Source organism: Siphonobacter sp. SORGH_AS_0500, assembly GCF_002838835.1.
In the GTDB taxonomy this organism is placed as follows: Bacteria; Bacteroidota; Bacteroidia; order Cytophagales; family Spirosomataceae; genus Siphonobacter.
This window is the reverse complement of sequence record NZ_NHPP01000028.1, coordinates 26,904-46,475: the sequence shown is the minus strand read 5'-3', so window position 1 is coordinate 46,475 and position 19,572 is coordinate 26,904. Positions and strand designations below refer to the sequence as shown.

General features: G+C 45.7%; 16 protein-coding genes, 2 pseudogenes and 1 riboswitch. Of the genes and pseudogenes, 3 read left to right on the top strand and 15 right to left on the bottom strand.

Annotated features, from left to right (window positions below):
- On the top strand, positions 1–226 hold a 226-nt coding region (locus tag BWI96_RS20875), incomplete at its 5' end, for an OmpA family protein (protein WP_157830317.1).
- A 259-nt stretch (positions 227–485) separates the two neighbouring features.
- Here BWI96_RS20875 and BWI96_RS20870 read toward each other — a convergent pair.
- A complete protein-coding gene (locus tag BWI96_RS20870) occupies positions 486–1,514 on the bottom strand; it encodes a hypothetical protein (protein WP_157830474.1) in 1,029 nt (342 codons plus the stop codon).
- 134 nt (positions 1,515–1,648) lie between these two features.
- Positions 1,649–1,744: riboswitch (TPP riboswitch) on the top strand.
- A gap of 113 nt (positions 1,745–1,857) precedes the next feature.
- On the opposite strand from BWI96_RS20870, the pseudogene BWI96_RS20865 reads away from it, so the two are divergent.
- Positions 1,858–4,276, top strand: a pseudogene (locus tag BWI96_RS20865) (TonB-dependent receptor).
- 112 nt (positions 4,277–4,388) lie between these two features.
- On the opposite strand, the gene BWI96_RS20860 reads toward BWI96_RS20865, so the two are convergent.
- The 8 genes from BWI96_RS20860 to BWI96_RS20825 all read right to left on the bottom strand — a co-directional run bounded on the left by BWI96_RS20860 (position 4,389) and on the right by BWI96_RS20825 (position 13,000).
- Positions 4,389–4,658: a YtxH domain-containing protein gene (locus BWI96_RS20860; RefSeq protein ID WP_106638436.1), complete on the bottom strand. Its 270-nt coding sequence runs from the start codon at positions 4,656–4,658 to the stop codon at positions 4,389–4,391.
- Positions 4,659–4,698: 40 nt separating this feature from the next.
- Entirely contained in the window at positions 4,699–5,175 is a 477-nt protein-coding gene (locus BWI96_RS20855) for a hypothetical protein (protein WP_157830473.1), read from the bottom strand.
- Positions 5,176–5,555: 380 nt separating this feature from the next.
- Complete coding sequence (gene thrC, locus BWI96_RS20850; RefSeq protein WP_106638434.1) at positions 5,556–6,854, bottom strand: threonine synthase; 1,299 nt, start codon at positions 6,852–6,854, stop codon at positions 5,556–5,558.
- Positions 6,855–7,325: 471 nt separating this feature from the next.
- Positions 7,326–9,026 carry an AAA family ATPase gene (locus BWI96_RS20845; RefSeq protein WP_106638433.1) on the bottom strand — a complete coding sequence of 567 codons (1,701 nt, stop codon included), beginning with the start codon at positions 9,024–9,026 and terminating at the stop codon, positions 7,326–7,328.
- A complete protein-coding gene (locus BWI96_RS20840) occupies positions 9,026–10,288 on the bottom strand; it encodes a DUF4350 domain-containing protein (protein WP_106638432.1) in 1,263 nt (420 codons plus the stop codon). The genes BWI96_RS20845 and BWI96_RS20840 overlap by 1 nt, the downstream gene beginning before the upstream one ends.
- Positions 10,289–10,290: 2 nt before the next feature.
- On the bottom strand, positions 10,291–11,013 hold the full coding sequence (locus BWI96_RS20835) for a DUF4129 domain-containing protein (RefSeq protein ID WP_106638431.1): 723 nt from the start codon (positions 11,011–11,013) through the stop codon (positions 10,291–10,293).
- A 141-nt stretch (positions 11,014–11,154) separates the two neighbouring features.
- Positions 11,155–12,021: a hypothetical protein gene (locus BWI96_RS20830; protein ID WP_106638430.1), complete on the bottom strand. Its 867-nt coding sequence runs from the start codon at positions 12,019–12,021 to the stop codon at positions 11,155–11,157.
- 28 nt (positions 12,022–12,049) lie between these two features.
- Entirely contained in the window at positions 12,050–13,000 is a 951-nt protein-coding gene (locus tag BWI96_RS20825; protein WP_106638429.1) for a stage II sporulation protein M, read from the bottom strand.
- A gap of 224 nt (positions 13,001–13,224) precedes the next feature.
- On the opposite strand from BWI96_RS20825, the gene BWI96_RS20820 reads away from it, so the two are divergent.
- A complete protein-coding gene (locus BWI96_RS20820; protein ID WP_106638428.1) occupies positions 13,225–13,965 on the top strand; it encodes an RDD family protein in 741 nt (246 codons plus the stop codon).
- A gap of 306 nt (positions 13,966–14,271) precedes the next feature.
- Here the strand turns inward: BWI96_RS20820 and BWI96_RS20815 are convergent, their stop codons facing one another.
- From BWI96_RS20815 to BWI96_RS23020, 6 genes and pseudogenes are all read right to left on the bottom strand, one after another.
- The gene (locus BWI96_RS20815; protein WP_106638427.1) at positions 14,272–14,454 is read right to left on the bottom strand and encodes a hypothetical protein; all 183 of its coding nucleotides are present in this window, start codon (positions 14,452–14,454) and stop codon (positions 14,272–14,274) included.
- Positions 14,451–14,729: a hypothetical protein gene (locus BWI96_RS20810; protein WP_106638426.1), complete on the bottom strand. Its 279-nt coding sequence runs from the start codon at positions 14,727–14,729 to the stop codon at positions 14,451–14,453. The genes BWI96_RS20815 and BWI96_RS20810 overlap by 4 nt, the downstream gene beginning before the upstream one ends.
- Positions 14,730–14,795: 66 nt before the next feature.
- Positions 14,796–15,101: a hypothetical protein gene (locus BWI96_RS20805; RefSeq protein ID WP_106638425.1), complete on the bottom strand. Its 306-nt coding sequence runs from the start codon at positions 15,099–15,101 to the stop codon at positions 14,796–14,798.
- 3 nt (positions 15,102–15,104) lie between these two features.
- A complete protein-coding gene (locus tag BWI96_RS20800) occupies positions 15,105–15,650 on the bottom strand; it encodes an RNA polymerase sigma factor (RefSeq protein ID WP_106638424.1) in 546 nt (181 codons plus the stop codon).
- 260 nt (positions 15,651–15,910) lie between these two features.
- Positions 15,911–16,999 (bottom strand): annotated as a pseudogene (locus BWI96_RS23025) (TonB-dependent receptor domain-containing protein); the annotation flags it as partial.
- A gap of 38 nt (positions 17,000–17,037) precedes the next feature.
- The gene (locus BWI96_RS23020; protein ID WP_106638422.1) at positions 17,038–19,230 is read right to left on the bottom strand and encodes a carboxypeptidase regulatory-like domain-containing protein; all 2,193 of its coding nucleotides are present in this window, start codon (positions 19,228–19,230) and stop codon (positions 17,038–17,040) included.
- Positions 19,231–19,572: the final 342 nt, after the last annotated feature.

Genomic DNA, 19,572 nt, shown 5'->3' with positions numbered 1-19,572 from the left:
CAACAAGGATAACTGGGATCTAAGCGTACGCCGGGCCACTTCCGTGGTACGCCTGCTGCAAAGCAAGTTCAAGGTCGATCCCGCTCGTTTGACCGCCGCTGGCAAGGGTGAGTACGAACCCAAGGACTCTAACAAGAGTGCGGCCGGACGTAAAGTCAACCGCAGAACCGAGATTATCCTCACCCCACGTCTGGATGAATTCTTCCAGTTGCTGGAGAAAAAATAAGGCATTCCTTGAAGGAGGATACACGTGAAAAACCCCGCTCACTCATATGTGAGCCGGGGTTTTTTATGAACGCCCCTCTTAACTTTAGACGCAACTTTACCGCCTCTGGGTAAGAGGCGGTTTTTCTTACCTCTCATTCATTCTCACCTACCGGCCAGACGAGCATCCATTGCGTCTGGTTAAGAAGCGGTCTTGATACCCTTTTATTTATCTTCTTCTCCCGGCCAGACGCGATAAAGTCGCGTCTCTACAGAGGGAATTAGAAACTTTTCAACATCGTTATTCGAATCCCAGACTTAGGTAAAGCGGTTACCCCGTACCGGGTACTTGTTTGAAAGTGCTTCTGATTCTCTTCTTTCTTATGAAATAGATTCCAGGAACTTAAAGCCATAGTTAAGGCCCCTAAACTTACGTTTGCCCAAGAGAGTATTTCCTGATGCCGATTTGTGTAGTATACTTCGGTGAGTGTACCATAGCAGCCCCCGCAAATCATATTCTTCATATCCACATACTTACCATCAATTTTATAAGCTGTACCTAAAGGCTCTGGCCGATTGATTAATCCTAATACTATTTCCCCTGCTCCAGATAACATTCCTATTGCTGGTATCCATTTATCATTACTTCCTGTTTGAAGCTGATGTATATTCAAAGCACTTATTCCCAGACTTAGCCCCCCTACAATCCCGGAACTAATTCCGTACGCAGTTGAAATACGATTTCGAGATACGTACTCACTGGAACCATAACTAAAATAACTCGGCTGAATCATCGCACATTCCTCTTCCGTTAATCCTGATTGCTGAATCCATTCTTTCACTTCCGGCATATCCATGTCCTGAATATAATCATATTGATGCCGGGCGTTTATTCGCTCGGCTACTTCCCGGCCCGCGGTTTGCTCAATCAGATACCCTACCGCACAGATGGCTCCATCGCGATCAATAAAACAGGGGCGACGTTCGTCAGGATGATCGTAGTTTTTAGGGAACCGCCCTTCATCCCGATACTGCTGTAACAATTCCAGCATCTGCTTTCGCTTTTTTTGGAGATTTTCAGGCAGGTAACTGACATTACGGGAACGCAGTTTTGTGGTCACGTAAGCCAGATGGGTTTCAATTCGAAAGGTTTCCGAAGTCTGGTTATCCGGGCGACGGCCAAACGTTTCGAGGTAACTCTCGTCGCCAATGACAGCATTAATAGGTTGAACCTGTTTTTGGGTAGAGGCGAGCGTCATACCCAGGAAGGCTGCTATGCCCATAAAGCAAAGCATGGTGAAAACTTTCATGGTAGGTAAGGTTATGGAAGGACCATCTAAAGACCCCAGATTCTTTCCAAAGGTTGGAACGCAGGCGATTACCCTATAAAATAAATTGGTTTTAACCCTTTGAACTAAACACAAACGCCTACCTTTGTTCTACTGATCGCATAAAGGGGTGCCCTACCCAACGGGCTGAGATCATACCCATTGAACCTGATACGGATAATGCCGTCGAAGGGAAAGCGTTGAAAATTCAGCATGTACTGTCAATAGTCCGCCGAATTTTCACATCATCCATCGTTTCATTTACTAGTATTACTGAACCCAGACGGGATTCAGCCCCTTTACCTGTCGCTTGGCGTTACATCCTATGCATGCGACTTTTATTACTTCCGCAAGAAGCACAACGGCCTTCCTTAGAGTCCTGCTGTGCGGTCTTTTCTTTCTTTCCTTCACCACTTATGCCCAGAAAAATAGTACCGGAACGGTTATCGATGCTGCCGACCGACAGCCTTTACCCGGTGCTAGTGTTCGGGTCATTGGAACCCAGCGAGGCATAACAACGAAGTCCGACGGTACTTTCTCCTTAAGTAATCTTCCCGCTACTGCTCAAACGCTGGAGGTTAGTTACCTTGGTTACGAAAAACAACGCGTTAATCTGGATCCGTCACAACCACTTCAGATCGCATTGGTTCGTAGTTCGTACATGGCCGATGAAGTCGTGGTTTCAGCCACACGGGCCAATCAGCGGACGGGTATGGCTTTCACCAATGTCGGTGGAGAAGAGATTCAGAAGCAGAACTTAGGACAGGATTTACCCGTATTATTGAACTTTCAGCCTTCCCTAGTTAGTACAAGCGAAGCTGGAGCGGGCATTGGCTATACGGGCTTTCGCATTCGCGGTTCGGATGCCACCCGCATTAATGTAACGTTGAATGGCATTCCTTATAATGATGCCGAAAGTCAGGGTTTGTTCTGGGTAAACATGCCCGATTTTGCCAGTAGTACCACCAGCATTCAGATTCAGCGGGGGGTGGGAACTTCTACTAACGGAGCAGGTGCTTTCGGGGCGACCGTAAACGTACAAACCAATGAATTTCGCAAGGAGCTTACGCTGAAACGAACCACAGTGTGGGTTCTTTTCATACCATCAAGAATAATGTTCTGGTTGGTTCCGGCCTAATTAACGGCAAGTTCACCGTTGATGCCCGTTTATCCCGACTTACTTCCGATGGATACATTGACCGGGCGGGTTCTAATCTCAAATCGTTTTATCTGTCAGGGGCTTACTTTGGCAAGAAATCGTTCGTTCGTCTGAATGTTTTCTCCGGTATTGAAAAAACCTATCAGGCCTGGAATGGCGTACCTGAAGCGTTGCTAAAAACCAATCGGACGTATAACGAATTTACTTACGATAATCAGACGGATAACTATCAGCAGGATAACTATCAGTTGCTAAGCTCCCATCAGTTGAGCCGCAACTGGACCTTCAATTTCAACCTGCATTACACCAAAGGCCGTGGGTATTTCGAGGAATACAAGCCTAAGCAAAACCTAAGCGATTATGGCTTATTACCCGTAGTCATTGGTGGAGTTACGATAGACACTACGACGTTAATTCGTCGGAAATGGCTGGATAATGATTTCTACGGGACGGTCTTCTCCTTTGATTATGATTCCTTCAAAAAGCTGAAAGTGAATATTGGTGGGGGCTGGAATAAGTACACTGGCAAACATTTTGGGGAAGTCATCTGGGCCCGTTTTGCGAGTAACTCTAACATTCGTACGCGTTATTACGAAGACGACGCTAGTAAAACCGATCTTAACTTTTACGCTAAAGCGTATTACCAGTTAACCGAACAACTCAATGTCTTTGCGGATGCTCAATTCCGAAAAGTAAACTATGATTTTTACGGGATTGGAAGCCTCGGTCAAAACACGCAGCAGCAGGCGGCTCTTCGTTTCTTCAATCCTAAACTTGGACTGAATTATCAGATCAATGAGCATCACTCCGCTTATGCCTCCTTTAGCGTAGCTCACCGGGAACCTAACCGCGACGATTATACGCAATCTACGATCCAGAGTCGCCCCAAGGCGGAAGGGTTGCAAGATTGGGAAGCTGGGTATCGATACCAGTCCGGGAAGCTGGCTTTGAATGTAAATGGCTATTACATGAATTACCGCGATCAGCTCGTGTTAACGGGAAAGCTGAATGACGTAGGAAGCCCCACGCGAACGAACGCGGGCAAGAGTTACCGCTCTGGTATTGAAGTAGAAGGAGCGTTTCAATTCACGAAAACACTTACGCTGAATGCAAACGCAACTTTTAGCCGGAATAAAATCAAGACGTTTACGGCTTATTACGATAATTACGATGTGTACGACGCATTGGGTCGTCCTACCCAAACGCAGGCTACTTTCAATAATACGGACATCTCATTTTCTCCTAATGTCATTGCCGGTGGACAGTTACTGTGGAAGCCCGTTACAAACCTGGAATTAGGCTGGCTGGCGAAGTACGTAGGAAAACAATACCTAGATAATACGCAGGATGAAAACCGTAAGTTAACCAGTTACTTCACAAACGATATTCGGGCGATTTATAGCATTAAGCCCAAATTTGTGAAGGAAATAAACCTGAGTTTACTGCTCAATAACGTTTTCAATAGACTTTATGAATCGAATGGCTATACGTTCAGCTATACATCAGAGGACAGTTTACTACTGAAAATTATTACTATCCACAAGCCGGATTTAACTTCCTGGCGGCAATAGGAATCAAGTTCTAACATCATTTATCCAATCCAATAAAAAAAACCGGTAAGCAAGCTACGTTTTTTATGGATTGGATAAACAGCCTCTCTTAAGAGAAAGATTTGTTAACATCCGATTTTGCGTCAGCTACGTATGACGAACATCATCAGCAAAATCCTCAGCTTTCGCCTGTGCTTTTCCTTTTAGTTCAAATGCTTTGTCGCGAGCTTCATCTGCGTAATCTTCCAGGTTGTCTTTACCAGCCTGAATTTCATCCAGCATCTTGGTTGCCCAATCGTTAATGAAACGCTTTACGCTTTTGAAATTTTTACTGCCTTTTTCAGGAGCAACTACGATTCCAATCAGTACGCCTACCGCTCCGGCAGCTGCGTATCCTAATAAACTGTTTTTAGCCATGGTTGAATGGTTTTACCTTGAATTAACTCGAATGATATATTTAGTTTTTCAAGTCTTTCTTTACATCATCAAACGTCTTTTCAACGTCTGATTTGAACGATTTCCAGTCGCGTTTCAAACCGCCTTTGAGTTCGTCCATATCGTCTTCGATTTTGTCTTTACGTTTTTCGAGACGGTCTTTTCGAGCTTCCCAGCGAGCTTTCTCTTCGCCCTTGGTTTCATCAATTCTTGCGTTAATCTGTTTCAGCTCGGCATCAATGTTATCTCGTTGAGCTTCCATACGAGCCATGAATTCCCGCTCCTCGTCTTTCAATTCAGCATTTACTTCCGCTTTCTTGGCTGCTGCATCATTTTCTGCCTCTGCCAGATCTTTGTTGATTTCAGCCTTTTCTTCACGAGCGTCTTCCTGAGCTTCGGCTAAATCTTCACGAGCACTTTTTGGTTTTTCTTCGCAGGAAGTGAGCGTAAAAGCACTCACCAGCAAAGCAGCACTAATGGTCATCAAACTCTTTTTCATGGCAAAAAATAACGTAGGTTGGATTGAATGATAATGACAGGTTGAAAAGATAATTTTAATAATTAATAAAACGTAGGTTGGATTATAAATTTCAATTGTAGGTTGATGTACTGAATAAATGATTGGTTGAACGTGGTGATAAATTTCAAGTTTTGTCTCAGGTTGACGAACAGGTTATTAAAATCAAAAAGTGATACCAAACGAATAACAAGGTGCTTTTTGGGGAAAAAATTCCCACTTTTCTTTCTATTTATTACCTTAACTTACTTTTCGTTGACTGCTATACACGGTCAAGACTCAATTTCCCAGAGCTGTTACTACTTAATACAAACGAAAGAGCCGGACTTTCGCCCGGCTCTTCACTATACATTGGGAAAGGGTTATTGCAACAAATACGCCTTAAAATCGGCGAAAGTGGTAGTCATGGGTGTGGCTACTTTAGGTTTGTCCAGTAACTCCGCCAGACGCTCTGGTACGGGTAAAGTCGTTCCTAAGGTTGCTTCCATCGTTGGAAGGAATTTAGCGTAATGAGCAGTCGACAGGAACACACCCGTTACGTCCTCATTCATTTCAGCAACCACGTCTTTCAGTCCCTGGTAAGCAATGGCAGTGTGCGGACAAACGAGGTAAGCCGTGTTTTCGTACACCCGACGAATGGTATCCTGCGTTTTCGCATCGTCATACCACACACCCGTAACCAGATTTTTTACGCTTTCCCAATCGCCACCCCCCAAGAGTAATAAACGGGGGAAGTTACTGGGGTTACCCACGTCCATCGCGTTAGAAATCGTTTCCTGCGAAGGTTTTGGTTCAAAGGTACCCGTTGCCAGATAGTCAGGAACGATGTGATTGCTATTCGTAGCGGCAATAAATTTGCGAACGGGCAGACCCATCCGATACGCAATAATCCCCGCCGAAAGATTACCAAAATTACCACTAGGCACACAGAACACTAAGGGTTTACCCAAGTGTTTCAGGCGGGCGTAGGCATTGAAGTAATAAAATGACTGCGGAATCAAGCGGCTAATATTAATGGAATTAGCCGAAGCCAGATTGAACTTCGCTCGTAAATCAGCGTCCAGAAATGCTTCTTTTACCAGTCGCTGGCAATCATCAAACGTACCGTCTACTTCCAGAGCCGTTACGTTGGCTCCAAGCGTAGTTAACTGCTTCTCCTGAATGTCGGAAACCTTTCCACTGGGGTAAAGAATCGTTACTTTGATACCGGGTGTTTGGTAAAAACCCTGAGCAACAGCACCACCCGTATCACCCGAAGTAGCCACCAGAATATGAATTTCCTTCGCTGATTTTTCCAGGAAGTATGACATCAGTGAAGCCATAAAGCGACCACCAAAATCCTTGAACGCCATGGAAGGACCGTGGAATAATTCCAGCACATAGGTGTCAGGTTCCACCGCAACGACGGGAGCATCAAAGGTAATGGACTGGTCAATGATTCGCTTTAAATCCGCTTCCGGGATATCATCACCAATTAATGCTTTTGAAACCTCCAGAGCAATCTCGGTTAAGGACAGATTCTGAATATTCTCAAAAAACGAAAGAGGAAGCGTGGGAATATGGTCGGGCATATATAGACCATTATCAGGGGGAAGTCCCCGGAAAACAGCCTCTTCAAGACTAACGTCTGGACTCTGGTGTTTGGTGGAATACAGATTCATCCGAGTTTGCTTTTCATAATCAGTGGAAGTCTAAGTCCTAAGTAATTGGGGTCGGAACTCAACTCGCAGCAGCTTTCATCGAAAGACTTTCCACTGAAACCAGTAACTATTTTAGTATTAGAGCCGCAAAATTCGAGTTTTCCCTCGGGCTTGCCAAATAGAGTTTGGTTTTTTAATGAAACCACCAAGCATACTAACTGTGGATAACTCCGAAACCTGGGGATATCGGGAGTGGGTCAAGCTAGTTACAACCGCTATTTCTTGTTCGTGCACGAATGCGATCGAAGGTCTGTGCTTGGCACGGTAGCTTAGGTTAGCAGTCACTCGGCAAAGCCGAGCGACTGCGGGTAGATGTTTTTTTCTGTAATGTAGAGACGCGACTTCATCACGTCTGGGTAAGAGGTGGTTATCGTTGCTTTTCGAAAGTATAAATCCCTTACAGCCGCTTTCGAAAGTAGCGACATAGCCTAGCTATTCCTTCAACAAAAACTGGATGTATTCTTCCGCCAATTCGGGCTGATCAAACCAGTATTCCCGTAGTAACGGAGCGATTTCTAGTTTAATAATCCGCTTATACCATTCCTGAAAAGGCTCCTGCGGATGGGTGAAGTAGCTATGTCCAATGAGATATCCACCGCCCAACTGCCGATCATTGTGGATAACTTCGTTGATAACTTTTATTTTATCCACTAATTTGTGGATAACTCCTGTAGATACGTTCTGATTTTCCAAATGCTTCTGAAAATCAGCCCCAAACTCTGGGGATAAGTCTGCAAAGGCAAAACGACGGCGTAAGGCATAATCCACCAATGCCAGCGAACGGTCGGCGGTGTTCATGGTGCCAATCAAATATACATTTGCCGGAACGTAGAAACGCTCTTCCGAATAAGTCAGGGTAATGGCATTTTCGGGACCTCGTTTGTCGCTTTCGATGAGTTGAAATACTTCACCAAAAATCCGACTCAGATTTCCTCGATTAATCTCATCAATGATGAAGACAAAAGGTTGCGTTGACTGACGGGCTCGCTGACAGAATTCATAAAAAACACCATTACGTAAATAGAAATTTCCGCCGCCGTCCGGGCGAATACCCTGTAGAAAATCTTCGTAAGCGTAGGACTGATGAAACTGAATCGTTTCGATTCGGCTTTCGTCTTTTTGTTCCAGTAAGGTATAAGCCAGCCGCTTGGCAACGAAGGTTTTACCTACTCCGGGCGGCCCTTGCAGGATTACATTCTGCTTGTAATGCAAGGCTTCCAGCAACTCCCGGAAACGTTCGTCCGAAAGAAATAACTCAGCCTGAGCATCGGACTGGGTATACGCCGGTATTTCATAGGGAACGTCGGGTTCTTCTACTACTGCTGGCTGGATTACCTCCATCGGAACCAAAGCTACTTTCTCCTGAAGTTGAAGCTCCCGCTGATTCCAGGCATAATAGTCGCTTTTCAGACGCTTCAGAAAGGCCAAAGCTGTTTCGTAGGTATGAAAACGCTGCACAGATCCTTCAAAGGAAGGTTTATTCTGTTCTCCTGACCATAAGCCTGCTTTTAGTCCCTCTGCTTCGATAGTAATAAACAAATGGTGACAATGCCGGTGCGAAGAACAGTTTTTAGGAAACAACGCTAACCAGCAGTTGAGCGTACCCATGTTGGTACTACCCCTAAAATCGACGTGGTGGGTTTTATACTTCTCTATCCCGAGCTCGTCAGCAATCGTTTCGGCAATGTCCTGTAGAGTCTGGTGAATTTTTTGGGACTCAATTCGCCGGTAAAAGAGCGTGTATAATAATCGAAAGTATAGATGCTTTCCCTGTTTGCGGTACAGGCTAAAGGAATCTTTCTTGGTATGATTAGCCAGACCATCCACGACATTAACGCCGTATTTCAGAAAGTAATCCGTGTCTTTCCGCTCGATTCGTTCGCGGTAAAAATCCACGTCCTGAGCACTCAGCGGCGGACGCTCTTCCTGAAGCTGATTTAATACTTCGTAGCGTAAAAGGTTAATGGGCTGAAAATTCTGAGTAACTTGTTTATAATCTTCCAGTAACTCCTCAACGGTAGCTTTTGGAATCTCATTCAATCGGGAAAATAAAGCCGCATCGTCTGCTTCCAGTGTTTGTAAATACTGAGCAATCTGCTGAATACGCTTAATTTTCTCCTCAATGTCTGTCATTACTTCGTACGCTGATAAAATTGTTCAATCTGATTGCTGAGGTCTACTAACTGATTTTCAGGAAGATTTCCCGAAAAGTATCGTACCTGACCAATCCGTCCCAACAGACGGTCAATTTCGGACCGCTCCAGTCCACTTTTGGCCGTTAGGGTTTCTTTAAATTCTTCATCCAGTTCGGTAGTAGGTATGTTGAATCGCTGTCTTACATACGCCAGCCAGTACTGAATTTTTTTCTCCGCAATCGAGGCGTGATCGGCCTGCTGGTAATATAACTGACCCACCGTCTCTACGAATTCCAGCGATTTATTTTTGACGGGTTCAATCACCGGAATGACCCGTTGGCGGCGTTTACTTTCAAAAATCATGAATAATCCCAGCCCTGCCAGCGTGAGGTAATAAGCCCAGGTCAGGCTTGGGGTAGTGAAGAGAAAACGTAACAAACTCTGTTCACCTTCGCGGCCCTGTTTACTGTATTCATCGTAATAAATCGGCAGGTTAGGTAAATACGACAAAGCTCTAAAGGCGTAATTATCCGAACCCTGTTTTAATACATAATAGTTCGTAAAGACTTCAGGAGCCGAATGCAGGAATAGCTCGCCCTTCCCCAGCCGAAAATGCAGAAAGTTATACTGCCCGTGCTGGTTTACCCCCAAAGCTGTTCCCATTCGGGTAGAGTCCGTGGTAATAAAATGGTTTTCAGCCGTTTCTTTTTCCATGACATACCCCTGCCCTGCCTGAGCAAACACTGGGTTTAGAAAATTAATAGTCATCGTATCCAGCCGAAACCGGTTGTAAAAGGACTCCTGACTTTCTTCTGCCTCCTGCTGGCTCTGATACGCCCGATTGAAATCGATCAGGTTATGCGTCCCCGTTTTCAGGTGAAGTGTATCGAGAATGGCTTTCGGGAAACTGTTCGCCGATAAAAACACGACATTACCCCGCTTTATAAATCGGAATAAAGCTCGAATATCGGGCGTTTCAAACGTAGAATTCTCATTGATATACAGATAGGTACTTCGCAGCGGCCACTCGTTTTCCTTTTCCAAATTATAAAAAGGAACCCGTACTGATTTAACCGGCTGGCTGGGAAAAAGGCCGGGTAATAAATCAAAAATAGCTTCAGCGGCAAAGGGTATTTTCTGGTCATTACGGTACGTACGCGTCCAGTCAATGGGGCGAGGGCGGAAATATTCTACTGCGATGAACAGAGCCACAATGCCCAGCAGAATGAGGCTAAATTTGGAATTTTTCAGTTTCATCATTCTTACTGAGTTACGGGTTTGAAGGAATCAAACTCCCGCTTTATTTCCTGATACCGTTCTTCATTAATGGGAAAGTCGCCGTACCAAACGTACTCAAACGAAGAGGTTAACTGCTCGAAGCGACTGCGTACGGAAGGTTCCGTTATTTCGTAGACGTAAGTGCGGTTCGTCTTGTTAATCTGCCAGCCAATTAACTCCTGATCTGTCAGGGTTTTGAGGGCACGCAGGTATAATAATCGCACGGCCAGCCTGAAATTTCGCTGGCTACTGGCTTCTTCAATGGCTTCCTGAAAATTAATGGCGTGAATGTCCTCGTAAAGCGTATCATACGGCAAAGCAACACCGTCGGATTTTCGTTTGAAAAGTCCCATTTTATCCATGCCGATCAATTTATAGATTACAAAAACAACGATGGCAGCAATAAAGGCTATCTGAATCCATTCGCGACCGGTGCGGGTAGTAGAACTATAAAGAAAGTCAAATAACCAACTCAGAAAACGCTGCCAGATTTCATCCAGAAAACCCGTCGGTGGTTCAGGATCATAGCTGTATTTGTAATCGCGGGAGGTAGTAATGTCTTTCCAGATTTCAGCATTCGGCTGACGCAAAGCCGGACGAGCCGCTTCTACCGGAAGGACTTTCTTTCCAACCCCCAGTGAATCGCTGCCCGACTGAGCCCAAACGGACTGAGTAACGATTATAAAAAATAGTATTAAACGTCTCATTTGTTCAATTATCTGTTTTCAGTTTACGGTTTTCAACTGAGCATTAACCCTAGCGTAACTTGTGCCGAACTCCGTGCAACTCTGCGGTTAAGCCATAGGATATACAGCACCTAACCTCCATTGAAAACCATAAACTGAATATTACTCTTCTTCATCGCGTCTGGTTTGGATACCAATCTGACTGATTTCTTCCATTAAGCCAATGCCTTCTTTCTTCTCCACCAAAGAGAAATATTGAAAACCGAGAGCAACATCTACTAATCCGCCCAGAATGGCTGCACCGCCAACCGAAATAATGGAAGTTAACATCATAATCCATTGCAGGTTCTCTCCCAATACTTTCAATCCCTGAAGAAACATAATCAAGTACATAGGAACGGATAAAATCGCTCCCAGAAAACTCGCGGCAATGGTTACCAGAATCCGAATTCCGAACGTCGACAGTCCATCGCTCCAGCTAAGCTGAGCCAGTTCCTGCGAACGCTGCAAGGACCCAATGGGCGATAAATCTTCCTGCACCATACTGATCGTTCCCATACTGAAGACGGTATAGGGATAGACAACGGGTAGAAAGCAGAGAATGGCTCCCAGCAACAGACTCAAGCCATATAGAATATACATTCCTAAGGCGGGAAGTAGTTTACGGGAAACCACCCGCCAGATGTCAGCGGGCTCAATGGGTCCGTCCGTGTTGAGGTATTGAACGAGGTACGTGCTCACCACCAGCGACATCACGATGTGTGCCAGTAGATTGAAAAGCATACTCAGCAGGTATTCTATCCCCCAGCCCGCCGTACTGAAGGAGGAAGCCATGCCGTAGCGATCACTCGCTAGGCTGAAAAGTTGGGACTGAAACAAGCCCGTAGCAATGCCCGAAATCAGAGAAAACGGAGCCGCAAAGTAAAGCAAAACGGGTCCCAGCGTACGCAGGTTTTGAAAAGTGAACTGGAACGTAACGTTGATAATTTCACTAAAATCTCGCTCTTCGCGAAGTCGGATCGGACGCATGTTTCAGGTAGGTAATTAAGGTAGAAGATTATCGGTTTACCTGAGCCTTGCGGTTCAGTTGAATGGGATACCAGACAAAATACCAAAGTATAAAGCAAGCCGAAAGGGTTATGATCAGAATGCTAACCAAGGGATATAAAGGTTGCCGAGTAACAAAGCCTTCAAGAAAGCCCGCGGTTATGAAAATCGGCATCAGGCCAATGGCAATTTTCATTCCCTGTCGGGCTCCCCGCTGAAAAGACTCCCAGCGAGAATACGTTTTCGGGAAAAGGATGCTGTTACCGATGGTTAACCCGGCACAGCCCGCAATGATAATAGCCGAGATTTCCAGCGTTCCGTGAATCCAGACGGTTAATAAGGCATCCCGAATCACGCCTTGCTGAAACAGAAAAGTAAAAAAAGCCCCGAGCATTACTCCATTTTGAAATAAAACGTAAACCGTTCCCACCGAAAACACGATGCCGTACACAAAAGCCGCAAACGCCACCCGAATGTTATTGATCGTGATGGTCAGAAACGAAACCGTCATTTGCTGGGACTTATAGACGGCCATCGGGTCGCCCTTCTGAATATTATCGAGGGTCATATTAACATACCCATCCCCCAAAATCAGACGAACAAAACTTTCGTCGTATAAACTTGAAACCGTACCCAGAATTGTCGCTGCAAAGAAAAACAGGAAAGCATAGAGCAGTTGTCGCTGGGAGTTATAGAATAGGAAAGGCAGTTCATAGGCCCAGAAGCGAAACAGGCGATTACTCTTTTCCTTCCGATTGGCGTAAATTTTCTGATGAAACCGCGTTGCCAGCGTATTGAGGTAACGCGTCACCGGTGAGTCCGGGTAGAAGGTACGGGCATATGACAGATCGTCTGTTAACTCAATGAACTGCTCGGCCAGCTCATCAGGATTCTGGGTACGATCTTCTTCGTAGTGTTTCCACTTTTCCGTATTCTGTTTGATAAAAACTGCTTCCCGCATAAGAATCCAGCGAAAGACCTGTGATAAGAGTAAAGTATTTGGCCTTCGAGCCAAATTAGCAAAAACTTTTTCGTAATTCGCTCTTCGCTCAGTGATACTGTTTAGAGTTTTGCATTTTGTGTTTAGCGTTCAGTATAAATTGTTAAACAAAGAAAAGTGTACTTAAACCATAGAGAGATCATCATTAACTCTCTGCTCTAAATCCCAAACGCTCAACGCTACCCATGAATCCGACCATTGCTTTTCAGACGAATCAGAACGTTACCCTGGAATTTCTTCCCGCCAGCATCGGCGACCGCATACTGGCCTTTCTTCTTGACTCGCTCATCATGGGAGCCTGGGTGTTGCTGGGTTCTTTACTGATTGGGAAATTGATCGGCGGTGAGATTATGGACAGCAACCTGACCATCAGCCTATATCTTCTATTCATTGCTTTACCCGTTATGTTTTACAGTCTCCTTTCGGAGGTTTTCATGAATGGACAATCCATTGGCAAGAAAGTATTGGGGCTACGGGTGGTTCGGGTGGATGGAACGCCGACTACCATCAGCGATTATCTGCTTCGCTGGTTGTTACGCCTCGTGGATGTTTGGGTGCTTTCAGGGATGATTGGGCTGGTTACCATGGCCATTTTCAGTGGTCAACGCCTCGGCGACCGGGCAGCCAAGACGGCAGTGGTGAAGCTTCGAGCTCCCGTCAAGCTGGGTGATCTGCTGCCTACTCAAAACGAGTACCCAGATTATGAAGTTACATTCCCTCAGGCATTGCTTCTGTCTGACCGTGATATTACCACCATTAGAAAAGTGATTCGAAAAACGCAGCAACACCACACTTTCGATCTGTTAGCTCAAACCGCCGAACAGGTGAAGCAGGTAACCAGCATTCAAACGGATCTCGACGACTGGGTTTTCCTCAATACATTAGTGCAGGATCATACGGTACTGGCGGTGCGAGAAGGCGTATAAAAACTTTGCAGTCACTCGGCAGAGACTAGTTAATTTCCAGAAAGAACCCATCCTACCATTTTAAAGTAAGATTCTCCGCAGTCGCTCGGCTCTGCCGAGTGACGACCTAGCTGAAGGCCTCTGGCCGCCTTACGCAAGAAATTCATCAGCAACAAAACCATTCTAATACTACGACCAGAGTTTAGTAAACGTTCTTCTCCAAATGACAGCGAAGGATTAGAATTGCGGTGGCAATTCATAGCAACGGGACTCTGCGTTAACGCAGAGTCCCGTTTGTTTTCATGGCTTTTGAAAGACTCAATTTAGTTACTTATCTCGGGGTAAATCTCCCGGCGATGGATGTCCGTAATACCGTTCGTGGCAGGTATCATGAAACATGCCTTGTTGACGGAAAGATTCGAATCGGCGGGGGCCTATTACGGCCGTTAATCCACCGAAAGTAAGGATAGCCACTACAGCGACAATCCAGGGATTCAGGTTACGTTTCATGCGTTGGGTTGTAGATTGGTAGTTGCAAAAGGACGGCAAAATCCTCGTTGTTTAAACTCGGCATATTCTTCATCGCTCATCTGGCGAATTCGGTCGGTAAAGTCACTACGCCACGGGCTGCGATGTCCCCAGTGACGACGGCCACGGAAGAGTCTGAAAATGGCTCCGATGAATAAGAAAAAGAGAGCGATTCTCAGCAGAAAAAAAGGTAGGACAAACAGGGCACCGCCCAGTAATATTCCCGCCAGAATAGATTTTAAGATGGTGTTATTCATGGTATCATTTGTTTTCAAAGGGGAGGACGAACCTGCGAAAGAATTACTTTAACTGATGTTGATTTTTTATTCATCTCTTCCAAATCGCCTTTTCCATTCGCTTCGGAAACGAGTCCGTTCATCCTCATCCATGTTTTTCCACTTCTCCCGCCAACGCTGGTGGCCACCAAACGGCGTACGTTGAGGTCGCGGCCCGAAGCCCCCGAATAGAATTTTACTTAATACCAAAATCCCCATGGCCTGTGGATACGTCAGGGCTTTCACTGTGGTTACATCCACCAGAATATGATTCCAAAGCGTCTGTACCATGAAAGAAAGTCCGAAAAAAGCGGCCACGAAAAACAGGGGAAAGAAAAGGCGTCGGCGTCCCATGACTTATAGTTGATTCAGTTCGTTATAAAGCTTTTCCAGTCGTTTCCGTAAATGCTGTACGGCGTATCGTTTCCGGGAAATAATCGTTTTCAGGTTTTCGCCTGTTTCATCGGCAATTTCCTGTAAGGTTTGATCTTCCAGTTCATTCCAGATAAAAACCTGTCGCTGTTTTTCGGGAAGCTCATCCAAAGCCTGCATTAATTCTTCCCAGAAAAGATCTCTGAAAAACTGGTCTTCCGGCGTCTGAGGTTCCGTCAGTAAAACCTGCCGAATGCGGTGGTCGTCTTCGTCCTCTTCGTACATGGAAAGGGGTTCTTCTTTTTTCTTTCGGTACGAGTCCGTGATTTTGTTACGAGCTACCTGAAAGAGCCAACCGCTGATACTTTCGATTTCATCCAGATTTACCACCTTACTTAGCTGATACCAGACTTCCTGTAATAAATCTTCCGCATCTTCGTCGTTACGTACTTGCCCACGGATAAACCCCAGCAGTTTTCCGCCGTATTGTTTTACGGTCGAAAGAACAGTACGCGTGGAGGTTTCAGCCATGAATCAGTCCGCTTGAATAGTCGGTTACAAAGGAGAAGACGAAGGCGGGGAGAAATTACTTTAAAGAAGTTTACATTTTATTGAACTCTGTTTTTAACAGCCTGTAGAGACGTCCATTTATAGCGTCTTAGCTGGGAAATGAAACTAATTGAAAGGTAATAAAACCGCCTCTTTCCCAGACGCGACTTCATTGCGTCTCTACCAGAGTAATAAAAAAGGCCGCTAAATTTCTTCAGCGGCCTTTGGGTTAATGACTTAAATTAATTTTTCGAGGCATTACTTCCTCTGAAATTTCGCAGGTTATACGTGAACGTCAGCATAAAGTAGCGACTCAGCACCAGTGTGCGATTATCTTCTACGTAGGACGCGGTAATGTTCCGACTAATGCTGTTGTTCTGTTTCAGTAAATCGAAAATCGTCAGACGGATTTCGCCGCGTTGATCTTTAAGAATCTTCTGTCCAACCCCCAGATTAACCAGCGTAAAGCTACGGTCGTACCCTGCTCCCAGCCCTTTGTAAAGTGTATTGGTAACGTCAGGATTAACGGTAAAGCCCTTGCGAGAAATCCAGTTTAGACGGAAACGAGCCGTGTGTGAGAAGTAGTTACTGTTCTGCTGCGGCTGAATGGAGTAACGAACAATGTTATAAGAACCATTATACGACACCGAAAAATCCAGGTTTTCGCTAATGTTACTGCTCAGCACCGTTCCAGCATTGAAGGCGTAATTATTTGAAATGTTTGATACCTGATTGATTAAACCGGGCGTACGGGTATAATTTACGCCACCGTTCAGGTTCAGGTTACTTTTGATGGACTGAATGGGTAAGCCCAGGTTCATAAAGGCCCGCATACTGCGATAGCCCTGCAAGTTTACCGGACGCGAGTACTGGGACCCACGCGTTAACAGAACGCCCTCGGCCAGCGTCGTATCCCGATTGGCAATAAAGGTGGAGTTAGTGATGTTATTCTGCGTAAACGTGGCAAACAAACCCCCAAAGAAGTTCACCGATTTAGCGACGTTTGTGCTGTTGTAACGCAGCGATAAGTTATTGCTGTACTCCTGTTTCAGCTCAGGGTTACCACTGGAAATAAAGAGCGGGTTCGTGATGTCATACACGTTTTGTAACTGCGTAATGGAAGGAGCGTTGGTCGAAGTACGGTAGTTAAAACGCAGGTTTTTCGTTTGCGTAAACTTGTAGTTCAGATCCGCATTTGGCAGGAAATTTTGGAACGTTTTATTCACCGAAAATTCTCGTGGATACACCTGATTACCTGACAAATCTGCCATTTGATAATCGCCACCCAAGGTCAGGAACGCTTTGCTCGTGCGTAACCGATACGAAATGCCACCTCGATTGGTCGTGTATTGGTTATCGAAGCGGTTACTTAAATCGTGTTGAGATTGGAATAGGACTGTGCTTGTTCGTTATAGTCAAACGTTTCTTTGTTACTCTTACTATTGGTAATTGAACCGTTATAACTGAACTGTAACTGGCTCGATTTGGAAATCGGCTCGGTATAATTCACATTAGCCGACCAGTTATTACTGTTCGTATGCGTTTCCGATTGTTGATTAATCGTGGCGAGTGAGTCATTGATATAATAACGGTTCTGTGAAAGCTGGAAACCGTTCCGGTTATTCGTGTTCAGCGTTGTTCCTACCCCAATTGAAATCGTACGTCCGGGCTTAGCAAAACGATAGCGGTATAAGAGGTTTTGCGAGAAATTGTAGCCATTGCTATGAGCCGAAGTATTGGTATTCGTTTCCGTTAACTTGGCTCCGGTTTCGCTTTCGGTATTTATCCCGCTTACATTGCTGTTGCTGTTATTATTCTGAATACTGATACGCGGCGTCCAGATTAACGAGCTACGGGAATTGATTTGATATTCCAGCCGCAAGTTAGCCCGGTGGTTCTGGTTATTATTGGAAGAAAAGCTCGACTGATCGTAAATCTGGCCTCTGTTAGCCGTTGAAAAATACGTCCGTTGCAACACACTTTCCGTAGTATTCCGGGCCTGATTGAAAAAGTAACTGCCCGTTACCTTGATTTTTTTACCCCAGTTGTCGGTATAGTTCAAGCCCAGAGCATTCGTAGAGGTAATACCACCCTGTTGACCCGTCAGGAAGTTACCGGCGGAGTTACCGCCAAATCCTCCTCCGCCACCACCAGGGTTGCCCCCACCGCCGCGATTACCACCAAAATTTCCACCACCGCCAGGACGACCGCCACCACCACTGGAACCCAGAGCACCGAGTAAGTCCTGCATGGCGAAGTTTTGCTGGTTTACGTTGTTACTCAAGCCAATCAGAGAAATCCGGCGAGCTCCACTGAAGAAGTTGATATTTCCCCCCGCCGAGTAACGGTTGTCGGTTCCATACCCGCCGTATACTTTTCCAAACTGACCGTTGTTCTTACCCGTACGCGTAGTAATGTTAATCGTCCGTTCAGCATTACCGTCATCAAAACCCGTAAACTGGGATTGGTCGCTCAGGCGGTCGAAGACCTGAATTTTATCGACAACTTCGGAAGGTAAGTTCTTCAAGGCCAGCGAAGCATCATCACCAAAAAATTCCCGACCGTCCACTAATACCCGTTTCACATCCTGTCCCTGAGCTTTGATCGTACCGTTTTCAATGGTAATACCGGGCATTTTTGTTACCAAATCCTCCACGTTTGCATCCTTGGTTACCTTATAGGCATCAGCGTTGTAAATCAGCGTATCGGCTTTTTGTTCCACGCGTTCCTGCATGCCTTTGACCGTTACTTCTTTCAGGTTTCTGGAGTTGGAAGAAAGTTGTAAAGTTCCCAAATCCTGCACGCTGTTAAAGGGACGAATCTGAACCTGCTCGGTGTTATACCCAATGTAGGAAAGTCGTAAGCGATACGCTCCACGGCTCAGGTTGGGGAAGGCAAATCGGCCATCGGCATCCGTCGTTGTGCCACTGCGTTGCGTAGAATCGCGGGCATTTATTAATAAAACCGTTACTCCGAAAAGCGAAGAGTTATCATTTTTATCCGTCACCCGACCTCTCAATTCAATGCCCTGACCAGCCGTTGCAGGGGTCGTCGTTCGGGCCGGAACCGTCGGAGGCGGCGTAGTGGCGTCGGGCGTAGGCGTGGTATCGCGGGGAGCCGTTTGACGGGTTACATTCGCAGGAGCGGACGTTACCGGAACCGCAGGCGTGTTGGAAGGCACGGCCGATACCGGAGTGGAAGCTGGTTTAATCGTATCTGTAGTAACGCTGCCGCCCACCGTGGTTAAGGGAATCACGCCGACATCCGTAGGTACCCGCAAAGGGGCTACCTCTACTTCTTTGGCTTGAAAACCCGCCTTAGCTACCCGCAAGCGGTAAGCTGGCCCGTATTCGAGTCCTCTGAATAGAAATTTACCGGAAGTGTCTGTCTGACTTGCCAGCCGCTTGGTCGTGTCTGCGGGCTGGATGAGAACTACCTTAGCTTCGGCAACGGGTTTGCTGGAAGGCTGCGTTACGCGGCCCGAAATGGCTCCTTGCTGAGCCATAGCAGCCGTGAAATTCAGACTGATTATAAGTAAGTAGAGATAGGATTTCGTTTTCATTGTTTAACACCAGGGGTGTATCATAGAAGGCTTTTTTGCTACTGAATTGACTCTCTGATAGGGAAGGGCTGTTTAGGTTTACTAGGCTCAAAAACGGATTATGACCCGTTTCAATAATTCATCGATGAAAAGTTGTTTTGAGTAGATGAGGTTAGTTTTCCGTTTGCTGTTTTCCGTTTTCAATTGTTCTTCGTTTTCCTGTTGATTTTATAGCATTGGAGTGATTGTGGATATTAGAGACCATACCTAGGCAAGTATTTGAACTGAAAACAGAAAACCGCCAACTGACAACTAAGCTTCTTAATCGTCTGATTTTAAGAAAATACTTTCCTTATTCCGCAC

What these genes read in the sequence shown, in the direction of transcription:
- BWI96_RS20870 (WP_157830474.1), bottom strand. Translation starts at nt 1,514, where the DNA reads ATGAAAGTTTTCACCATGCTTTGCTTTATGGGCATAGCAGCCTTCCTG.
- BWI96_RS20860 (WP_106638436.1), bottom strand. Translation starts at nt 4,658, where the DNA reads ATGGCTAAAAACAGTTTATTAGGATACGCAGCTGCCGGAGCGGTAGGC.
- BWI96_RS20855 (WP_157830473.1), bottom strand. Translation starts at nt 5,175, where the DNA reads ATGAAAAAGAGTTTGATGACCATTAGTGCTGCTTTGCTGGTGAGTGCT.
- thrC (WP_106638434.1), bottom strand. Translation starts at nt 6,854, where the DNA reads ATGAATCTGTATTCCACCAAACACCAGAGTCCAGACGTTAGTCTTGAA.
- BWI96_RS20845 (WP_106638433.1), bottom strand. Translation starts at nt 9,026, where the DNA reads ATGACAGACATTGAGGAGAAAATTAAGCGTATTCAGCAGATTGCTCAG.
- BWI96_RS20840 (WP_106638432.1), bottom strand. Translation starts at nt 10,288, where the DNA reads ATGATGAAACTGAAAAATTCCAAATTTAGCCTCATTCTGCTGGGCATT.
- BWI96_RS20835 (WP_106638431.1), bottom strand. Translation starts at nt 11,013, where the DNA reads ATGAGACGTTTAATACTATTTTTTATAATCGTTACTCAGTCCGTTTGG.
- BWI96_RS20830 (WP_106638430.1), bottom strand. Translation starts at nt 12,021, where the DNA reads ATGCGTCCGATCCGACTTCGCGAAGAGCGAGATTTTAGTGAAATTATC.
- BWI96_RS20825 (WP_106638429.1), bottom strand. Translation starts at nt 13,000, where the DNA reads ATGCGGGAAGCAGTTTTTATCAAACAGAATACGGAAAAGTGGAAACAC.
- BWI96_RS20820 (WP_106638428.1), top strand. Translation starts at nt 13,225, where the DNA reads ATGAATCCGACCATTGCTTTTCAGACGAATCAGAACGTTACCCTGGAA.
- BWI96_RS20815 (WP_106638427.1), bottom strand. Translation starts at nt 14,454, where the DNA reads ATGAAACGTAACCTGAATCCCTGGATTGTCGCTGTAGTGGCTATCCTT.
- BWI96_RS20810 (WP_106638426.1), bottom strand. Translation starts at nt 14,729, where the DNA reads ATGAATAACACCATCTTAAAATCTATTCTGGCGGGAATATTACTGGGC.
- BWI96_RS20805 (WP_106638425.1), bottom strand. Translation starts at nt 15,101, where the DNA reads ATGGGACGCCGACGCCTTTTCTTTCCCCTGTTTTTCGTGGCCGCTTTT.
- BWI96_RS20800 (WP_106638424.1), bottom strand. Translation starts at nt 15,650, where the DNA reads ATGGCTGAAACCTCCACGCGTACTGTTCTTTCGACCGTAAAACAATAC.
- BWI96_RS23020 (WP_106638422.1), bottom strand. Translation starts at nt 19,230, where the DNA reads ATGAAAACGAAATCCTATCTCTACTTACTTATAATCAGTCTGAATTTC.